This window comes from Roseobacter sp. GAI101 (genome assembly GCF_000156335.1).
Classification (GTDB): Bacteria; Pseudomonadota; Alphaproteobacteria; order Rhodobacterales; family Rhodobacteraceae; genus Sulfitobacter.
This window is the reverse complement of sequence record NZ_DS999213.1, coordinates 1,779,469-1,796,912: the sequence shown is the minus strand read 5'-3', so window position 1 is coordinate 1,796,912 and position 17,444 is coordinate 1,779,469. Positions and strand designations below refer to the sequence as shown.

Annotated in this window: 16 protein-coding genes and 1 pseudogene; 11 read left to right on the top strand and 6 right to left on the bottom strand. The window is 57.8% G+C overall.

All coding sequences use genetic code 11. From position 1 onward, the window contains the following. Positions 1-18 precede the first annotated feature (18 nt). From mdoH to RGAI101_RS08395, 3 genes are read right to left on the bottom strand one after another with little or no spacing between them, the layout of a single operon-like run. Positions 19-1,815 carry a glucans biosynthesis glucosyltransferase MdoH gene (gene mdoH / locus RGAI101_RS08405; RefSeq protein WP_037227777.1) on the bottom strand — a complete coding sequence of 599 codons (1,797 nt, stop codon included), beginning with the start codon at positions 1,813-1,815 and terminating at the stop codon, positions 19-21. Positions 1,816-1,834: 19 nt separating this feature from the next. Next, positions 1,835-2,023, bottom strand: coding sequence for a hypothetical protein (locus tag RGAI101_RS08400; RefSeq protein ID WP_037227774.1), 189 nt, complete (start codon positions 2,021-2,023; stop codon positions 1,835-1,837). Beyond that, positions 2,011-3,627 (bottom strand): glucan biosynthesis protein, encoded by a 1,617-nt coding sequence (locus RGAI101_RS08395; RefSeq protein WP_008228428.1) that lies wholly within the window; start codon positions 3,625-3,627, stop codon positions 2,011-2,013. Before RGAI101_RS08395 ends, RGAI101_RS08400 begins: the two co-directional genes overlap by 13 nt. A 461-nt stretch (positions 3,628-4,088) precedes the next feature. Between RGAI101_RS08395 and RGAI101_RS22695 the strand changes: the two are divergent. The 4 genes and pseudogenes from RGAI101_RS22695 to RGAI101_RS08375 all read left to right on the top strand — a co-directional run. Beyond that, a pseudogene (locus RGAI101_RS22695) lies at positions 4,089-4,259 on the top strand (sensor histidine kinase); the annotation flags it as partial. 19 nt (positions 4,260-4,278) lie between these two features. Continuing rightward, complete coding sequence (locus RGAI101_RS08385; RefSeq protein ID WP_008226967.1) at positions 4,279-5,283, top strand: sensor histidine kinase; 1,005 nt, start codon at positions 4,279-4,281, stop codon at positions 5,281-5,283. Beyond that, complete coding sequence (locus RGAI101_RS08380; RefSeq protein ID WP_008228599.1) at positions 5,276-5,725, top strand: response regulator; 450 nt, start codon at positions 5,276-5,278, stop codon at positions 5,723-5,725. Before RGAI101_RS08385 ends, RGAI101_RS08380 begins: the two co-directional genes overlap by 8 nt. A 7-nt stretch (positions 5,726-5,732) precedes the next feature. Then, positions 5,733-6,809 carry a sensor histidine kinase gene (locus RGAI101_RS08375; protein ID WP_008229090.1) on the top strand — a complete coding sequence of 359 codons (1,077 nt, stop codon included), beginning with the start codon at positions 5,733-5,735 and terminating at the stop codon, positions 6,807-6,809. Between the two features lie 260 nt (positions 6,810-7,069). On the opposite strand, the gene RGAI101_RS08370 is transcribed toward RGAI101_RS08375, so the two are convergent. Both RGAI101_RS08370 and RGAI101_RS08365 read right to left on the bottom strand, forming a co-directional pair. Beyond that, positions 7,070-7,972 carry a DMT family transporter gene (locus RGAI101_RS08370; protein ID WP_008228113.1) on the bottom strand — a complete coding sequence of 301 codons (903 nt, stop codon included), beginning with the start codon at positions 7,970-7,972 and terminating at the stop codon, positions 7,070-7,072. Positions 7,973-8,235: 263 nt separating this feature from the next. Beyond that, positions 8,236-8,469, bottom strand: coding sequence for a hypothetical protein (locus RGAI101_RS08365; protein WP_198133688.1), 234 nt, complete (start codon positions 8,467-8,469; stop codon positions 8,236-8,238). A gap of 190 nt (positions 8,470-8,659) precedes the next feature. Here RGAI101_RS08365 and RGAI101_RS22560 point away from each other — a divergent pair, with 190 nt between their 5' ends. Continuing rightward, on the top strand, positions 8,660-11,860 hold the full coding sequence (locus tag RGAI101_RS22560; RefSeq protein WP_198133687.1) for a M10 family metallopeptidase C-terminal domain-containing protein: 3,201 nt from the start codon (positions 8,660-8,662) through the stop codon (positions 11,858-11,860). 243 nt (positions 11,861-12,103) lie between these two features. On the opposite strand, the gene RGAI101_RS08355 is transcribed toward RGAI101_RS22560, so the two are convergent. Continuing rightward, entirely contained in the window at positions 12,104-13,477 is a 1,374-nt protein-coding gene (locus RGAI101_RS08355) for an aspartate aminotransferase family protein (protein WP_008226149.1), read from the bottom strand. Positions 13,478-14,078: 601 nt separating this feature from the next. Here RGAI101_RS08355 and atpD point away from each other — a divergent pair. From atpD to RGAI101_RS08325, 6 genes are read left to right on the top strand one after another with little or no spacing between them, the layout of a single operon-like run. Then, complete coding sequence (atpD, locus tag RGAI101_RS08350) at positions 14,079-15,476, top strand: F0F1 ATP synthase subunit beta (RefSeq protein WP_008228719.1); 1,398 nt, start codon at positions 14,079-14,081, stop codon at positions 15,474-15,476. Then, positions 15,473-15,883, top strand: a complete 411-nt coding sequence (locus RGAI101_RS08345) for an ATPase (RefSeq protein WP_037227766.1) — start codon at positions 15,473-15,475, stop codon at positions 15,881-15,883. Before atpD ends, RGAI101_RS08345 begins: the two co-directional genes overlap by 4 nt. Beyond that, the gene (locus tag RGAI101_RS08340) at positions 15,880-16,167 is read left to right on the top strand and encodes an AtpZ/AtpI family protein (protein ID WP_008228279.1); all 288 of its coding nucleotides are present in this window, start codon (positions 15,880-15,882) and stop codon (positions 16,165-16,167) included. The genes RGAI101_RS08345 and RGAI101_RS08340 overlap by 4 nt, the downstream gene beginning before the upstream one ends. Continuing rightward, positions 16,164-16,463 (top strand): hypothetical protein, encoded by a 300-nt coding sequence (locus tag RGAI101_RS08335; protein WP_037227764.1) that lies wholly within the window; start codon positions 16,164-16,166, stop codon positions 16,461-16,463. Before RGAI101_RS08340 ends, RGAI101_RS08335 begins: the two co-directional genes overlap by 4 nt. Continuing rightward, on the top strand, positions 16,460-17,158 hold the full coding sequence (locus RGAI101_RS08330; protein ID WP_008228426.1) for a F0F1 ATP synthase subunit A: 699 nt from the start codon (positions 16,460-16,462) through the stop codon (positions 17,156-17,158). Before RGAI101_RS08335 ends, RGAI101_RS08330 begins: the two co-directional genes overlap by 4 nt. Beyond that, positions 17,155-17,442, top strand: coding sequence for a F0F1 ATP synthase subunit C (locus tag RGAI101_RS08325; protein ID WP_008228765.1), 288 nt, complete (start codon positions 17,155-17,157; stop codon positions 17,440-17,442). The genes RGAI101_RS08330 and RGAI101_RS08325 overlap by 4 nt, the downstream gene beginning before the upstream one ends. Positions 17,443-17,444: the final 2 nt, after the last annotated feature.

Below are 17,444 nucleotides of genomic sequence, written 5' to 3'. Positions count from 1 at the left end.
TGCGTGGGCTGGCGGGGATCAGGTTGGGACATGGGTCAACTCGGTCGGTCGTGCAGTGTGGATTTCGGCCGCGCCAAGATCGCTGCGCCACCGCGCATGAATCTCACGAAATGCGCCGACGACCGGCGGCACGTCGATTTCGGTCGGTGTGATGAAGGGGTGCGGCCCAAGCGGTTTCGACGACCACGAGATCAGCAAAGGGGCCGCGATCATCGGCAGCGTTACGGGCAGCAGCCAGATCAGCAGAGCCGGCGCAAGAAGCCAGGTTGCCACAAGGGCGAGCATCCCGATCATCACGATCCAGAACGAGGAACGCGCAGCGTCGGCAAACGTCAGCGTCCCTTCGCCGCGCGCGTTCGCGGGCCAGCCGCCGTCCTGACGGGACAGAACCTGCAACACGGCGCGCGTCTGATAGGCAAGCATGATTGGCGCAAGCGCCGAGGTCAGCAGGATTTCGGACACGACGGAGACTAGCGATCGGTAGACCCCGCCAAACCCGCACGCCCGCCCCGAGATGGCGGCATTCAAGAGGATCGCGAATTTCGGCAAGATCAGCAGCCCGATGATGCCAAGTGCCAGTGCCAGAATTTCCCGGCTGCGGTCGGACGGGAAAACCGGGAACAGCTGATAGGCGTTCGGGAAATAGTCGGGTTCGGGGGCCAGAATGGCACCGCTGACGGTGCTGATCAGAAAGACCGCCCAGAAGACCGACACGAGATAGGCGAAAATACCCTGAACAAAGACAAACCTGCTCCAACCCGCAAGGCCCGGTGCCAGCAGTAGGCGCATATGCTGGAGGTTCCCCTGACACCAGCGGCGATCCCGCTTGGCATAGGACAGGACGTTTTCCGGGCCTTCCTCGAAAGAACCGTCGATGCTGCTGTCGGCAATGACACGCCAGCCGTTGCGCGCAAGAAGCGCCGCTTCGACGTAATCATGCGACAGGATATGGCCCCCGAACGGCGGCTTGCCGGACAGTTCAGGCAGCTTGCACGATTGCGCAAACGCAGGGATGCGGATGATAGCATTATGGCCCCAATAAGGGCCGACGGACCCCTGCATTCTTTCCAGCCCCCGGGTGAAGATCGGGCCGTGAAAGGACGCGGCGAATTGCATGGCGCGGCCAAAGAAGCTTTGGGCACCGGTGATCTGCGGCAAGGTCTGAAGCAGCCCGAGTTTCGGGTCTGCGTCCATCTGGCGGATCATCTCACCAAGCGCTGCACCCGACATCAGGCTGTCGGCATCCAGCGTTACCGCATAGTCATAGGCACCGCCGGACTTGCGGATGAAATCCTCGACATTGCCGGCCTTGCGGCCATGATTTTCCAGCCGATTTCGGTAAAAGATGTGACCTGCGCCGTTTGTCTCGGTGATCAGCATCCGGAATGCAGCCTGTTCGGCGGCTTGGTTTTCAGCAGACCGCGTGTCGGACAGGATGACGATATCAAGGTGTAATGCTGCCTCGTGGATGGAACGGTCCATCGCGGCGATCCGTGCGAATGTGGCAACCGGGTCTTCGTTGCAGATCGGCACAAGCACAACCGTGGATGCGGTTGAACTGGCCGCGTGCGGGGGCACGGATCGGCGCTTGGGCCATAGCCCTGTCAGCCCCAGTGCGGCACCCCATGCCAGCCACCCCGTTGTGAGCAGGATCAAGACGGCGCGGAAGATGTCCCAGACCTGAAACCCATCCTGCAGATCGGCGTCAGCCACCAGAATACAGGCCCCGACAGCGCAGGCGCAGGCAAAGACGACCGCCACAGTCCGTATCTGAACTGTGGCGGTGTCAGGTGAAAGGTCGGGTTTCGCCGTCACATCAAATCTCACTTTGGGGTCAGATGCGCTGACCCGTGAACAGAAGTCGAAGCTGCATCAGGATATCGAAGCGGCGCGGACTGCGCTCTAGCTGTTGGTAGGGCATATCAAGCGGTGCCTCGGGTGGTCCCCAAGTCGCGGGATCATCGCAAAGCAGCCCAGAACCGGTTTCGCCCCGGTCCTTCATTTCGACATTCAGACTTCCCATTGGTACAGCCATATCTCGCTCAAATCTTGTCCATAGCCGTTCAGTACGGCTTGTAATTCCATCGCCGCCTCCGGCTTGTCCGGTACGGCTTCGATCACCAATCGCCACATAGGTGTTCCCTCAATCGGTGACAATGTCGTCTGCGCGAGTTCCCCGCGCGTGACGGACACCCGCGCCGTGATGGCCGCGTCGGCAGAGAGGCCCGACAGCAGCCCGCCTTCGAAATCGACGACAAACTTGATCCGGTCCGTCTTTTCGTCGACGCCTGCAAAGCCACCCTTGCCAATACGTGTGCGCACGATCCGGGCGCGGTCGACGGATCTGTCACCGCGTGGCGACAGCCCCCAGTGCAGACGGTACGAGACCTCGAGGCTTTCACCTTTAGCGGGGGCCACATCGGGAACCCAATATGCCACGATGTTGTCGTTGCTCTCCAGATCTGACGGAATTTCCATCAACCGGACAGTGCCCTGGCCCCAGTCCCCGACCGGTTCCACCATCAACGAGGGCCGCAATTCGTAATGTGCCTGCGCATCCAGATAGCCGTCAAAGTCGCGCATGCGCTGGATCAGCCCGAAAGACGCGGGGTTTTGCGCGGCCAGATAGGAATTCCCAAGCCGCGTGTGGTTGGTCAGCGGGCGCACAAAGGTGTCGCCGTTCCGGGCGTTCAGAACAAGGTGATCGCTGTCATGCACGGCCGGGCGAAAATCATTGTACGTGCCGGGGTCTGCGCCGCCGAACAGATACATTGAGGTCAGCGGGGCGATGCCGATCTGCTGCACGTCCTTGCGCATGAACAGCCGTGCAGTGACCTCCATCACCGTGGTTTCTCCAGGGGTGATGTCAAAACGATAGGCCCCCGTGACGGAAGCGGATTGCAGTGCCGCATAAAGCGTCACCTTCTCGGAATTGGCTGAAGGGGGTTCGATCCAGTAGTCGTTGAAGCGTGGGAATTCCTCGCCGTCGGATGTGCCGGTATTGATCGCAAGGCCACGGGCGGACAGCCCATAGCGGTTGCCACGCCCAAGGGCGCGGAAATAGCTGGCCCCCAGAAAAGCCGCCAGTTCATCCTGATGATCCGCCCGGTTGAGCGGAGTCATAATCCGGAAACCCGCAACGCCGGGCATCTCGAAATTAGGGGGGATGGCGACCTGCACATCGGAATAGTCGAAATCTGCCGTCGAAAACGCCATTGGCGTCGCAACACCGTCGACGACCGAATTAAGATGAACCGGCTCATTGAAAAGCCAGCCGAGGTGAAAGGCGTTCAATTGGAAACGGGCGTTTTCGGTATCGGCCCAGCGGTTCCGGTCGCGGTTGAAGCGCACGCGCTGATAGTCGTCATAGTCAAATTCAGCCAGAAACCCATCAACTTCTTCTGCGGGTTTCGGTGCCTCAAGCGCTGCAGCGCGCATTTTTTCGGTCAGGACATCGAAGCTGAATGGCGTCTGATCGGAGCCTGAATTTTCAGGCGTCTCGTCCGTTTGCTGGGCGGATATCGCCTTTGGGAATGTCAAAGCCGTCACCGCAACGGAGGACAAGAGGCCCACAAGCGCATGGCGGCGCGTAACCGGCAGGCTGGTAAGGTTATTTGGATGGGGCAACGGAATCTCTCCGACTGATTGACGTGTCACTTTAAACGCTTTTTTGCGCTGCGGTGCAGAAAGTTCAATAGAAAGGTCGTAAAACCTGACGCATTTTTCTGCCTGTTAGGGGGCAAATCGGCGGTGCGTTGCTTAAAATTCGCCAAGTTAGTCTGTGACATCATTTTTTTCACAAATACAGTTCCCAAAAAGGGGGAGCGTGTCAGGTGATTTTGGCCTGATTCCATCAAGATAGGTGGATGCAATCGCGCGCGCAGATGTTTTCACGGGCCGCCCAAGAGTGGATATTGATTAAGCCTTGCAGAGGGGGAGGTTGTCGAGATCTCTGCCAAATAGCTACGAATTCAAAATTAACATGGGCGCGAGCAAACGGAGGAAGCGAAAGTTAATCGTCGCTTTACTAAAGGAGCCTAGCTTTGCGGGATTGCTAGAGTGAATTTTGAGGGCGGAGTAAGTTTTTCATGCTCGATTATATTCTCGACTTGTTCGGGGCCGCACAATTCGTGCCACATGCTGTGTGCCTTTTGTGGCGTCCCGACCTTCTGATCATGCACGGTGTGTCGGATCTGTTGATCTCGGCTTCGTATTTCACGATCCCTGTTATCATCATCAAGGCGGTGAAACGCAGGCCTGACCTGATGGACCCGGGGGTTGCCCGGCTTTTCGCAGCATTCATCACTGCCTGTGCCCTGTGCCCTGAGCCACTTGAGCGGATTGGTCACGCTTTGGGTGCCTGCCTATGGGGTACAGGGCGTCATCAAAATGGCGACGGCGGCTGTGTCGATTTATACGGCAGTGCAGCTTGCGCGGCTGCTTCCCGTGTATCTGACCATGCCAAGTCGCAATGATCTGGCCAGCAAGGTCGCTCAGGTCGCAATCGAGCAGGAAAAAGCCAGAGAGGCAAAGGAGGCGAGGGACAAGTTAAGTGAATTTGCCTTCATCGCGTCGCATGACCTCAAGGCCCCGCTGCGCGGCATTGCCAATCAGGCCAGATTTCTGATCGAGGACCACGGGGACGCGATTGAACCTGACGCGCGCCGCCGGTTGAACCGGATGCAGGATTTGTGCGGTCACCTGGAAATGCTGATTACGACGTTGCTGAAGTATTCGAGGATCGGAAGGTCGGAGGCGCATAAGAACGTAGATCCCGCCGAGATGGTCAACACGATCGTTTCAACCTTGAAGGAGTTCATTGCCGAGCAGAACGCGGATGTTACCGTTGAGACGGCTTTGCCCGAGATTTCTGCTGATCCATCCGATTTACAGACTGTTTTCCAGAATCTGATCGTCAACGGACTGACCTATAATGAAGCGACCGATAAAAGGGTCTGGGTCGGCTACATGGATGAAAAAACCGTAGATTTGGTGAGACTGCAGAATGTGTTTTATGTTCGCGACAACGGGATAGGCATTGACGCCGAATTTCATGATGACGTCTTCAGGATGTTCAAACGCCTGAACCAGCCAGAAGCATATAAGGGCGGCTCCGGGGCCGGGCTCGCCTTTGTGAAGAAGGTGATCGAAAGCAATGGGGGGGCGATCAAACTGTCATCGACACCCGGGCATGGAACCACTTTCTATTTTTCATTTTCCAAACCTGAAGAGGTACATGAAACCTCTTCTGACCTTGCACTGGGGCGCGCACAGAATGCTTGATCTGAACATGAGCCAAACCATTCTGATCGTCGAAGATAATGACGATGATTTCGAAGCAACCGAACGTGCACTATTTAGAAAAAAGAACCTTTCAAATCCTATTGTCCGGTGTCGCGATGGGCAGGATGCATTGGATTATTTGAACCGGGACGGCCAGTATGCGTCGCGGGATGAACACGGCCCCCCCAGCTTGATCTTGCTCGATCTCAACATGCCCGGGCTTGATGGGCGACAGGTTCTTAAACGGATCAAGCAAGACGATGCGCTTTGCAAAATCCCCGTGGTGGTCATGACGACATCAACGGCCCAAGAAGACATCGACGCGAGTTATCGTGCAGGTGCAAACACTTATGTTCACAAACCAATTTACTGGAACGATTTTGTAGAGGCCATATTACGGCTTCATGATTACTGGTTCCAGATCGCAGTTTTGCCGAAGTGATTTTGAAATGAAAAAACATATCCTGGTCGTAGATGATAACCCGGATGACCGGGAAGTGATTACCCGAAACCTTAATGCTATGGATGGATTTGCTCTTCCATTTCTAGAAGCTGTGGACGGGAAATCATGCATCGCACATATTGCGAGCGGCCAACAGATCGACTGTGTGACCCTGGATTATTCATTGCCGGGTGCCGATGGACTGGCGGTATTGAGAGAGATACTCGAAATCGAGCCTATGATTGCGGTGGTTATGGTTACCGGAAATGGCGATGAACACATTGCCGTTGAAGCGATGAAAATAGGGGCGCAGGAATATCTGCCCAAAGAAAAGATCAATCCCGATAGCCTGCAACGCGCCATAACGAACGCGACTGAGCGCGCTTCGATGCGAAAAAAGATTCAGGAACAACAAGATGAGTTGACGATATTTGCAAATGTCCTTGTCCATGATCTGCGTGCTCCGCTTCAATCTGTCACCAACGCGATTGAGATGCTGAAGGAAGATCTGCCACCGAAAGTAGCGATCGAGCATCACAGGGTGCTCAGTTTCATTGCGCAGGGTGCGGACCGGATGGATCGGCTGATCATGTCACTCAAGTCATATACAGAGCAAAGTAGCGCGCACCCGGTATTCGAGGCGGTTGACCTTAACGTGCAACTTGATGCGGCCCGGCTGAATTTGTCCTCCGATTTAAGGGCTGCCGGCGCGCAGATATTCAGTGACGGGTCATTGCCAGTAATACACGGAAGTCCGCCGCAGATGATGCAGATACTTCAAAACATTGTGGGAAATGGAATCAAATACAATCGATCTGACCTTCCGCGGGTTAGGATCACCTCTGTGACAGCGGGGAGTAGTCGTCAGATACGCATCGAAGACAACGGTATCGGGATTGAAGAAAAATACCTGAAACGAATTTTTGAGCCTTTCAGACGCTTGCACCGCGATGAAGAGTTCAACGGCACGGGCTTGGGGTTGGCAACTTGCAAGAAGATCATGGATCGCCATGGCGGCAAAATATGGTGTCAGTCCAAGTTCAATGAAGGAACAACATTCATCTTGGAGTTCCCGAGTAAATAGAGGGTTTGCTTGCGCTTGCCTGCAGATCGCCGAGGTGCCCTGGACGGCGGCGCATTGAAAGCCCACCAATCGGCAAGCAGGCGAGGAACCTGACCGGAAAAACCTGAGAAACATCGACACTGAACTGCTGAATTTTCCGACAAGAAAGTTCGGTTAAATGGATCACAACGAACGAAAGAACAGAAGAAGCCGCGTGGTACCGATTTGGGAGATCGCAACGTCCACTACCGAAAGTGACGCGGCTTGGTGGCGGCAAAAAGTCATCGTTTGAAGGTCGGCATTTCAACCTTTGATGACGAAGGGGAATACGCGCGCTTGGCGTAGGTTTCACGGTGCCAGACATAAAGACCGGCCCCCGCGATCACGAGGCTGCCGAAGACAGTCCAGAAATCCGGTGTTTCGCCAAAGAATACCAGCCCCCAAAATGCTGCGAAAGCCAGCCCGGCATAAGAATAGGGGGCCAATATCGCGGCCTCGCCTTGTGAAAATGCCCTGATCAAGGCGAGCTGCCCAAGGGTTCCCGCCAGCGCGATGACGATCATCAGGCCAACGCTGGCCATGTCCGGTGATTGCCACCTGAAGGGAACCGCCAGACTCAAAATTACGGTCCCAACCAATCCGGTATAGAAAAGCGACGTCCAGATGTCTTCGTCGGCACCGACATGGCGGGTCAGCAACGCGTAGCCGGAATAACAGGCGGCCGCAGCCAGTGGCAGCAGCGCGGACAGGCTGAACACGTCACTGCCGGGACGTATCACGATCATCGCGCCAACCAGCGCCACAGCAATGCCCGTAACGCGCCGTACGCCAAGGGCTTCGCCAAGAAAGAGCGCGGCACCCAGGGTGATCAGAACGGGGTTGGTGGACATCAGTGCCGCAGCATCGGTCAGCGGGATCAGGGTTAACCCCGTGAAAAAGAAGGCGGTCGCGCTCATCAACAGGATGGAGCGCAGAAACTGCAGCCCCGGATACCGTGTGCGGACCACGTGTTTCAGACGCGGGAGCACAAGGATGAAGACCAAAAGCATCTGTCCTGCATAGCGGGCCCAAAGTGCCGGAAGAACGCCAACGCTGGGGGCCACGGCCTTGACGGTGGCGTCCATGATTGAAAAGCAGAAAATCGCGCCCAACATCAGTAGGATTGCACGGCTTTGCTGGGTCATGCGGCAAACCCCAAGCGTGCATTCCTGTGATCTGAATGCTGGAAGGAAAGCAACGCTAACCGGCTGTTTATGATCAAGATATCGGCACCTTCTCTCCGAGGGGTGGGGGTTATTTCGGAAGGGCCGGCCAAAAAGACATGCACATGCCGCAGCAGTTCTGCGGGCTTGTCACATATTTGCCGATCATCGCTGGCAATGCAAAGCCATTTTGAACGAAAAGCTGGGGTGCTTGATCAATTGCCCATGGCCGGGCCCTCCGGAAATCAGGTCTTTAATTTGACACATTTTGGCCAAGCTAATTCCTTGATGATCGGAGATTGCATGGGGATCGCGTCAGAATGACCTGCGTCTTGAACCGGAAAATCCGGAAACTCGATTGCTGGTGTTCTGATGGTTTTCAAATCCCCCTCCTTGGCTTGGTGTTGTTTGACTTTGATGTCGAATGACAAATTTCGCGATCTGGTGGATGCGATCACAACTGCAATGCCAAGGTCCATTCCCGGCCCCGAAACATGCGCCATATTTCGGGCGCATGATCCATCCTGTGCGGCGCACCTTATCCCCATTCCCGTGAAGCAGTCGCACGGCGACGCTGCATGGCTGCAGTGATTTCAACGGTCAGCATGACCCGAATTTAATAAAAGTGACCTGATTATGTGTATGATGTGCCAAACCCTGAAGCCGAATTTGACAACATATGACACCCATGGGATCCGCAGTCTGGATACGATGGCCAGCGTCACGTCCGGAACCACGACGCAGATCAATGCCACGCTGCCGGTTTACTCCATTGATCAGATTGCGGATTATCTGACGGTCGGTTTCTGGCAGGATAACAACATGTCGCAGCGGTCTTTTGACGTGCAGACCGGCGATACGTTGACGGTTGATCTGCGCGCGCTGGGTACCGTGGCCGAGACGACGGCGCTGCGCGCGCTGGACGCCTGGACTGCGGTCAGCGGTCTGAAGTTCGTGCAAGGCAGCAGCGCCGACATCGTTTTCAGTTCTGCAAATTCAGGTGCCTATAACAGTTCCACCACGATGGGGACCAGGATCATCGAGTCGCGGGTCAATATCTCGGACAGTTGGCAGGGCTATGGTGACTATTACCTGCAAACCTTCATTCACGAGATCGGCCATGCGTTGGGTTTGGGGCATTCCGGGATGTATAATGGCAGCGCCAGTTTTGCGAGCGACGCCCATTTTGCCAATGACAGTTGGCAGACCACGGTGATGTCCTATTTTGACCAGAACGAAAATCCGAACACCAATGCCACAAGGTTGTTTCTGGCCTCGGCGCAATTGGGCGATATTGCGGCGATCCAAAAGCTTTACGGGGCACCCACCTCTGTTGCGACCGGTGACAGCATTTATGGCGACAGCGCGAACACTGGCCAATGGGGCATGGAGTTGGGAACAAACTGGTCGGTGGCAATCGTCGATAATGGCGGCACCGATGTCATCAACCTGACCTCGCGCACCCACAACCAGATGCTCGATCTGCGCGCCGAAACCTATTCGAACATCAACGGCCGAACCGGAAACCTGTCGATCGGGCGCAATACCGTGATCGAGAACGCAACGACGGGCAGCGGCCACGATTATATCTTCGGCAATGACGCGGGTAACCGGATTTCAAGCGGCGCTGGCAACGATACCATTCTTGGCAATGGCGGGGATGATGTCCTGATAGGCGGTCAGGGCAGCGATATATTGTCCGGCGGCGTGGGGGCGGACCGTTTCGTCTATGCCGCCCTGGACGAGGCTGGCGATACCGTCACCGATTTCTCATTGGCGCAAAGCGATCGGATTGATTTGCGCGATCTGCTGACCTCTATCGGGTACACGGGCACGGATGCGGTGGCCGACGGGATCGTGGCACTGGTGGCGACTTCTGGCGGGTCCTATCTGTCGGTTGACAGCGATGGGGCCGGGTCGGGGTCGGCGGTGCAGGTTGCCTTTCTTTCCGGCGTTGCGGCGACAAGTTCGGTCTATGACATCATCGACGCCAGCGGTGCGCCGACGGGCCCAGGCACCGGCCCGATCCCCAACGGATCGGTCGACACGAATTATACGATTTCGAACACCACGATGACCACCTGGAGCCGGGATGGTGGGTTCATCATCGACACCGATGGCGGCACGGATGTGCTGGATCTCAGCTTGGTCACCTACGCAGCGACCATAGATCTGAACAGCGGCGTGACCGGGCGTATCGGCAGCAACAAGCTGATCATTGATGCCGGGACAATCATCGAAAACCTGATCCTTGGCAGCAAGAACGACCGTGGCACCGGCAACGGGTCGGATAATCTGATCTACGGGATGGGCGGCAATGATCGCCTGTATGGCATGGCGGGGAATGATGCGCTGATCGGCGGCACCGGGATCGACATGCTGTATGGGGGCGATGGCGACGACATCCTCCAAGGCGATGACGGTAATGACCGCCTGTACGGTGGTACCGGCAATGACACGCTGGCGGGCGGTGCCGGCAACGACCAGATGCGTGGTGAAGCCGGTGATGACCAGATGGACGGTGGTGCCCGCAACGATACGCTATATGGTCAGGACGGCGATGACACGATTGCGGGCGGTGACGGCAATGACATCGTCTATGGCGACCTTGGCGATGATGACCTGCGCGGGAACGATGGCCGGGACCGGCTATTTGGCCGCGAGGGGAATGATAGTCTTGATGGCGGGGCTGACGATGACATCCTGGATGGCGGCGACGGTGATAACACGGTCGACGGGGGCAGCGGTAATGACAAGATTACGACCCGCAGCGGCAGCGATATCATTTCCGGCGGTGACGGGAACGACCGCGTCGGCGCGGGTGACGGCAATGACATGATCGACGGCGGCACTGGCGATGATTATCTGGACGGTGATGGCGGCGCTGACGGTATCCTTGGCGGCGATGGCAACGACAAGATATTTGGCGACGCTGGCAATGATGTGATCTCGGGGGGGAACGGCAACGACTATATCCAGGCGGGCAGGGACAATGATCTGGTCAGCGGGGACGCGGGCAACGACAATATCTATGGCGACAGCGGCGATGACACGATCCTGGGCGGCAGCGGCAATGACTACCTGAAAGGGGATGCTGGCGACGATCAGATTGATGGCGGGGCCGACAATGACAAGATTTATGCGGAAAGCGGGAACGATACGGTCGCGGGGGGCGAGGGCGACGATTACATCGCAGGGGGCTCGGGTGACGATCTGGTCGATGGCGGGGCTGGCACCGACAGGATCTACGCCGACAGCGGAAATGATACGGTCAGCGGCGGCGACGGGGCTGATTACATCAAAGGCGGCGCGGGCGAAGATCAGATTGATGGCGGGGCCGGCACTGACAGGATTTATGCCGAAACCGGGCACGACACGGTGACTGGCGGCGACGGAGACGACTATATCAGCGGGGCCACCGGTGATGACGTACTTTCCGGCGATGCCGGGAATGACAGGGTTTACGGCGACAGCGGCGATGACCTGCTTGATGGCGGTGCGGGCGATGACATTCTCAATGCTGGGTCGGGTAATGACCGGCTGATTGGCGGGATGGGCGCGGACATGCTGCTGGGTGGGTCCGGTGCGGATGTATTCGTCTTCAATACGCTGGATGATGCGGGCGACACCATTAGCGATATGAAGCTGCGTCAGGGCGATATGATCGAGGTGTCGAACATGTTGGATGATTTCGGCTTTAGCGTGTCAGCGGCGATTGCGCAGGGCATTGTGGGACTTGAGGCGATCACGAGCCGGGATTCCTGGCTGATGTTCGATACAGACGGGCTGGGTGCGAATGACCCTGTCGAACTGGCCTATCTGCAAGGCATCGCGGCGACGACAGAACTGACAGAAGCGTGGTTGATCTGAGTGATTGAGGGCCGACGGAGAAGGCACATAACCGGGGGGAGAGGAGAAGGGCATCAGTGCCGCTCATCCGAAAACGGAGCGGTCAACACTTTCTGAACCCGACAGTCGGAGGGGCAAAAGACGGCCTGTCTCCGGCCGCCTTCCTGATAGATTCTAGCTTTATGTCGGCTTAGCCACGCGGCGCTGCATCGTCCGAAATTTCAGATACAGCGCTGCGTGGCCATCGCCTTTGGTCTATCGAATTCAGCCCAGAACGGACGTCACGGCCTGATGGGTTGCGGCGACAACTTCGTCGGCCTCTTGCTTGGACAGGCAGAACGGCGGTGCGAACCCCAGAATATCACCTTGAGGCATGGCACGCGCAATAACGTTGTTTTGCTCAAGCAGTTTGGCGGCAACCTGCGGTCCGATCTTGTCGCTTGCGTCATAGAACGTCCGGCTGTCCTTATCTGCCACGAATTCGACCGCGCAAAGCATGCCTTCGCCACGGACGTCGCCCACATGAGGGTGGTCGGCAAGGGCTGCGCGCATCTGGGTGTTCAGATAGCCGCCAACGGTCCCCGCATTTTCCACCAGCCCCAGTTTGTCGATCAATTCCAGATTTGCCACGCCCGCAGCCGCACCGATGGGGTGCGCGGAATATGTCCAACCGTGGCCGATTGGCCCGTTTTCATCGGTGCCCTTTTCCAGGACCGCCCACATTTTTTCGGATACGATGGACCCGGAAAGCGGCGCGTAAGCCGATGTCAAACCCTTCGCGATGGTGATCAGATCGGGGCGCATCCCATAGTGATCAGATCCGAACATCGTGCCCAGGCGGCCAAACCCGGTTACGACCTCGTCTGCGACCAGGAGGATGTCATGGCGGTCCAGAACCTCTTGGATGGCGGGCCAATAGCCTGCGGGCGGCGGCACGATGCCACCGGTGCCCAGCACGGGTTCACCGATAAAGGCGGCAATGGTGTCGGCCCCTTCGGCGTGAATCATCGCCTCAAGCTCGGCCACACAATGGGCGACGAATTCGCTTTCGCTTTGATCCAGATTTTTACGCTGGAAATAGAACGGCGCTTCGGTGTGGATGACCTGTGCCAAGGGCAGGTCGAATTTCTTGTGGAAAAGATCCAGCCCGGTCAGCGATCCTGTCATCAGGCCGGACCCGTGATACCCCCGCCAGCGCGAGATGATCTTTTTCTTCTGGGGACGGCCCAAGATGTTGTTGTAGTACCAGATCAGCTTGATGTTGGTTTCGTTTGCATCCGATCCTGAAAGACCGAAATACACCTTGGACATATGGTCGGGCGCACGGTCCAGAACCATCTTTGCAAGCGTGATCGACGCTTCGGTGCCATGGCCGACGTAGGAATGGTAATAGGCCAGTTCCTTGGCCTGATCGGCGATGGCTTCTGCAATCTCGGTGCGGCCATAGCCGACGTTCACGCAATACAGCCCGGCGAAAGCATCCAGCATCCGGTTGCCGTCACGGTCTTCGATGTGGACGCCCGAGGCGGTCTTGATCACCCGCTGCGGGATATTGCCCCGCGCGAATTCGGCAAGATGGGTTGAGGGGTGAAAGAAGTTCTCGCGGTCCCATTGTTCAAGTTTATCATTGTGTAGCATGGCTTACCCTTCGGATTTGGCGGCGCGCCGCCTGATGACATATGAATGGAGCCAGTTGCACGCTTTGGGTCAAACAAGACCCGACCTGTGAGCAGATTGGCTCCGCTCACCCAAGCAGCAGCGCGCAATGCCTTTATTGCCAAGGTAATGCTGGGGTTTAAGCATGATTGGCCGCTAAAACCAACTGAATTTTTCCATCCCGATTTGCGATCCCGATCTAAATATCATTGGTCCCGAGGCAGGGCGTCTGCATGCCCTGCGCTGCCGGAATAGCCTACATCCCTCGTGGCACATGAGGCGATTGACGCAGGTCAACCCGGCGATTGGATATCCTGTCAGTACTCACTTGGGTGCAGGTCCTCCTTCGCGAAAGGACCATGTGGGCCGCAAGACGACGAACGTCAGAGGGGCCTCGTGGCCAGTTTGTTTGCGATCGGTGCCCCGTAACGCAGCCCGTCATCAAGGGATCGGAAGACATGGGACAAGTCGACATGTTGGGGGTTCAGCGTGAAACCGGCAGAGTTCGGCAAGGTGCCGCTTACGGTCTGGGGGATTGTCTCGGCGATGGCGCATGCGTCTCCAACAGCGCAACAGGTGCGACATGACCGCGGATGCCATCGCTGTCGCAAAGCCGAAGACCGACGGGCGTATCGCGGCCATTCGCGGCGGCGTGGTCGATGTTGCCTTCGACGGACCGGTGCCGCAGATCCACGACCTTTTGTTCGCGGGGACCGTCGCACTCGAAGTTGCCGCTCTCGTCGGAGAAGGTCTTGTGCGGGCCATTGCGATGGCCCCGGTGCGCGGTCTCGGGCTTGGCATGGCGGTCAGGGCGACGGGCAGCCCGATCATGGTCCCGGTCGGAGAGGCCGTTCTGGGCCGGATGCTGGATGTGTTCGGCGCGCCCATGGACGGGCGACCGTCACCGCAGGCCGTCGAACGGCGGTCCATTCATCAAGCGCCGCCCCAGCTGAGCGACCGGGTGCTGCACGCGCAAATCCTTGAAACCGGGATTAAGGCAATCGATCTTTTGTCGCCTATCGAACGCGGCGGCAAGACCGGGCTTTTCGGCGGGGCAGGGGTCGGGAAAACCGTGCTGATCACCGAACTGATCAACAACACGGTCCAGCACTACAAAGGTGTCAGCCTGTTTTGCGGGATAGGCGAACGCTCGCGCGAGGCAGAAGAACTGTACCGCGAAATCGGTGACGCTGGCGTGCGCGACAAGACAGTCATGCTGTTCGGCCAGATGAACGAAGCACCGGGCGTCCGCTTTCTTGTCGGTAATACAGCCCTGACGATGGCCGAGTATTTTCGCGACGATTTGGGGCAGGACGTGTTGCTGTTGATCGACAACATCTTTCGGTTCGTGCAAGCCGGGTCCGAGGTGTCTGGCCTGATGGGCCGGATGCCTTCGCGCGTCGGGTATCAGCCTACGCTGGCCACGGAACTGGCAGCCTTGGAGGAGCGGATCACCTCGACCAGTCAGGCTGCCATCACATCGATCCAGGCGGTCTATGTGCCGGCGGATGATTTCACCGATCCGGCAGCGGCGCATATTTTCTCGCACCTGTCAGCGTCGGTTGTCCTGTCCCGAAAACGCGCCAGCGAAGGGCTATACCCGTCGGTCGATCCGCTGGCATCGGCGTCAGTGATGCTGACGCCCGCCGTTGTGGGGCAGCGGCACTATGACATCGCGCGTGCGGTGCGCCGCACCTTGTCGGAATACGAGGAACTGCGCGACATCATCGCGATGTTGGGGTTGGAGGAATTGTCGTCTGCGGACCGGGCCACCGTGGCCCGCGCGCGACGGCTGGAAAGGTTCCTGACACAGCCTTTCTTCACGACAGAATCTTTCTCGGGAATGTCTGGCAAACTGGTGCCGATTGCCGACACGCTGGCGGGTTGCGAGGCGATCCTGGGTCAAACGCGGTTCGATTTGCCCGAAAGCGCCTATTACATGATCGGGGCGCTGGACGACCTCAAGGAGGCAGCACCATGAGCATGGCCTTGGATATGAGCGTTGCGCTACGGCTTCCCACGGGTGCGTTGTTCGAAGGCCGTGCGACCCGCATGACGGCCGTGGCCCAGGACGGAGCCATCGGCATTCTGCCGAACCACATTGATTTTGTCACCGCGCTGGTGCCGTCCGTGATGACGCTGCAGATGGCTGACGGGTCCGAGGCGATCTTCGGGATCGACGAAGGTCTGCTGGTAAAGAAGGGCCACCGGGTGGTCGCGGCGGTCATGCGCGGTGTGCGGGGGGACGACCTTGGCACATTGCACGACGCCGTCCGGACCAAATTCGTCGAGATGGACGAAGACGAACGTCAGGCCCGTTCGGCTTTTTCCCGGCTTGAGGCGGACGTGGTCCGACGGTTTGCCGAATTGCGAAAGCCACACCCATGACGCGCAAATCCGACAAATCGGCGGAAGACATCGCACGCCATGCGCAGCGCAAGAAATCCGCACGCGACAATCCGGGGCCCAGTCCGCTGCGGGGCATTGGTACCTTTGGCATGATCGGCTGGTCGATTGCCGTCCCGACCGTGGGCGGCGCGTTTTTGGGGCTCTGGCTCGACCGGGTGGCCCCGCAAAGCTTTTCCTGGACGATCGCCCTGATGTTGGTGGGCGTCGTGCTTGGGGCCTTTATCGCGGCGTCGTGGATCAAGAAGGAAGGGGATGACAAATGACGGGTGTGGATTGGAGTGCAGGTCTGCTGGGGTTCTGCGTCGGGACCGTCGCCAGCACCGTGTTTTTCATGGGCCTTGCCCTAGGTATGCGGTTTGCCCTGCTGACAGACCGACCGGTCAGGGTCCTGATGCTAAGCGCTTTGGTGCGGATCGCCGCCCTGCTTGGGGTTGGGTGGGGCACCGTGGCGGTCGGTGGGCCCTTCGCGCTGGCAGGCTTTGCCCTTGCCTTTTTCTCTGCGCGAACGATCGCCACGACATTTGCCCGACCCGGCGCTGTTGAAGGGCCAAAGCCATGAACCTTTCACCCGATCAGACGATTATCTTCGCGGCGTGGGGCATCGCGATAAATGCGACCGTGTTCTTTACTTGGATCGTCATGGGCATACTCGGTTTGGCGTCTTTCCTGATCACCCGCAATCTGCGCCCGGATGTGCCCCCAAACCGTTGGCGGACCATGCTCGAGGTCATCGTGCAGCGCATACAGGGCCAGATTGAAGAAATCGCGCAAGGTCCGTCCCGGTATCTTCTGTATTACGCCGGCACGCTGTTCCTTTTTGTCGCGATGTCGAACCTGCTGCTGGTCGTCCCGGGATTCCAGCCGCCGACGGCGTCGCTCTCCACGACCACGGCGCTCGCGCTGTCGGTACTGATCGCCGTGCCGATTTTCGGGATAACAAGTCGTGGGATCGGCGGCTACCTCAAGACCTACCTCGAGCCATCTTTCATCATGCTGCCGTTCAACATCATCTCTGAGTTTTCGCGCGGCATTTCCCTGGCGATCCGCCTTTACGGCAACATCATGAGCGGGGCGGTGATCGCCGCAATCCTGCTGAGTGTCGCGCCATTTTTCTTTCCGGTGGTGATGGATGTGCTGGGCCTGCTGACCGGGATGATCCAGGCCTATATCTTTGCGGTTTTGGCGACTGTCTACATTTCCAGCGCGACGGCACCGCCTTCTCCCCAACTCGAACCTCAAGAGGACATATCATGACGGACCTTGCCATTATCGCGGCCATCTCGATCCTTACCGCCGGATTGACGGTCTGTTTCGGGGCAATCGGGCCTGCCCTTGGGGAAGGGCGCACAGCCTCTGCCGCGCTGACCGCGATTGCACAGCAGCCTGACGCGGCGTCCAGCATTTCAAGGACCCTGTTCGTCAGCCTTGCCATGATCGAATCCACGGCGATCTATTGCTTTGTCGTTGCGATGATCCTGCTGTTTGCCAATCCGTTCTGGAACGCGGCCATCGCTGCCGCAAAGGCGACAGGAAGCTGACG

Coding starts and splice junctions, on each gene's coding strand:
- RGAI101_RS08355 (WP_008226149.1), bottom strand. CDS start 13,477: ATGCTACACAATGATAAACTTGAACAATGGGACCGCGAGAACTTCTTT.
- atpD (WP_008228719.1), top strand. CDS start 14,079: ATGACCGCGGATGCCATCGCTGTCGCAAAGCCGAAGACCGACGGGCGT.
- RGAI101_RS08370 (WP_008228113.1), bottom strand. CDS start 7,972: ATGACCCAGCAAAGCCGTGCAATCCTACTGATGTTGGGCGCGATTTTC.
- RGAI101_RS08380 (WP_008228599.1), top strand. CDS start 5,276: ATGCTTGATCTGAACATGAGCCAAACCATTCTGATCGTCGAAGATAAT.
- RGAI101_RS08345 (WP_037227766.1), top strand. CDS start 15,473: ATGAGCATGGCCTTGGATATGAGCGTTGCGCTACGGCTTCCCACGGGT.
- RGAI101_RS08400 (WP_037227774.1), bottom strand. CDS start 2,023: ATGGGAAGTCTGAATGTCGAAATGAAGGACCGGGGCGAAACCGGTTCT.
- RGAI101_RS08330 (WP_008228426.1), top strand. CDS start 16,460: ATGAACCTTTCACCCGATCAGACGATTATCTTCGCGGCGTGGGGCATC.
- RGAI101_RS08375 (WP_008229090.1), top strand. CDS start 5,733: ATGAAAAAACATATCCTGGTCGTAGATGATAACCCGGATGACCGGGAA.
- RGAI101_RS08335 (WP_037227764.1), top strand. CDS start 16,164: ATGACGGGTGTGGATTGGAGTGCAGGTCTGCTGGGGTTCTGCGTCGGG.
- RGAI101_RS08365 (WP_198133688.1), bottom strand. CDS start 8,469: ATGGACCTTGGCATTGCAGTTGTGATCGCATCCACCAGATCGCGAAAT.
- RGAI101_RS08325 (WP_008228765.1), top strand. CDS start 17,155: ATGACGGACCTTGCCATTATCGCGGCCATCTCGATCCTTACCGCCGGA.
- RGAI101_RS08340 (WP_008228279.1), top strand. CDS start 15,880: ATGACGCGCAAATCCGACAAATCGGCGGAAGACATCGCACGCCATGCG.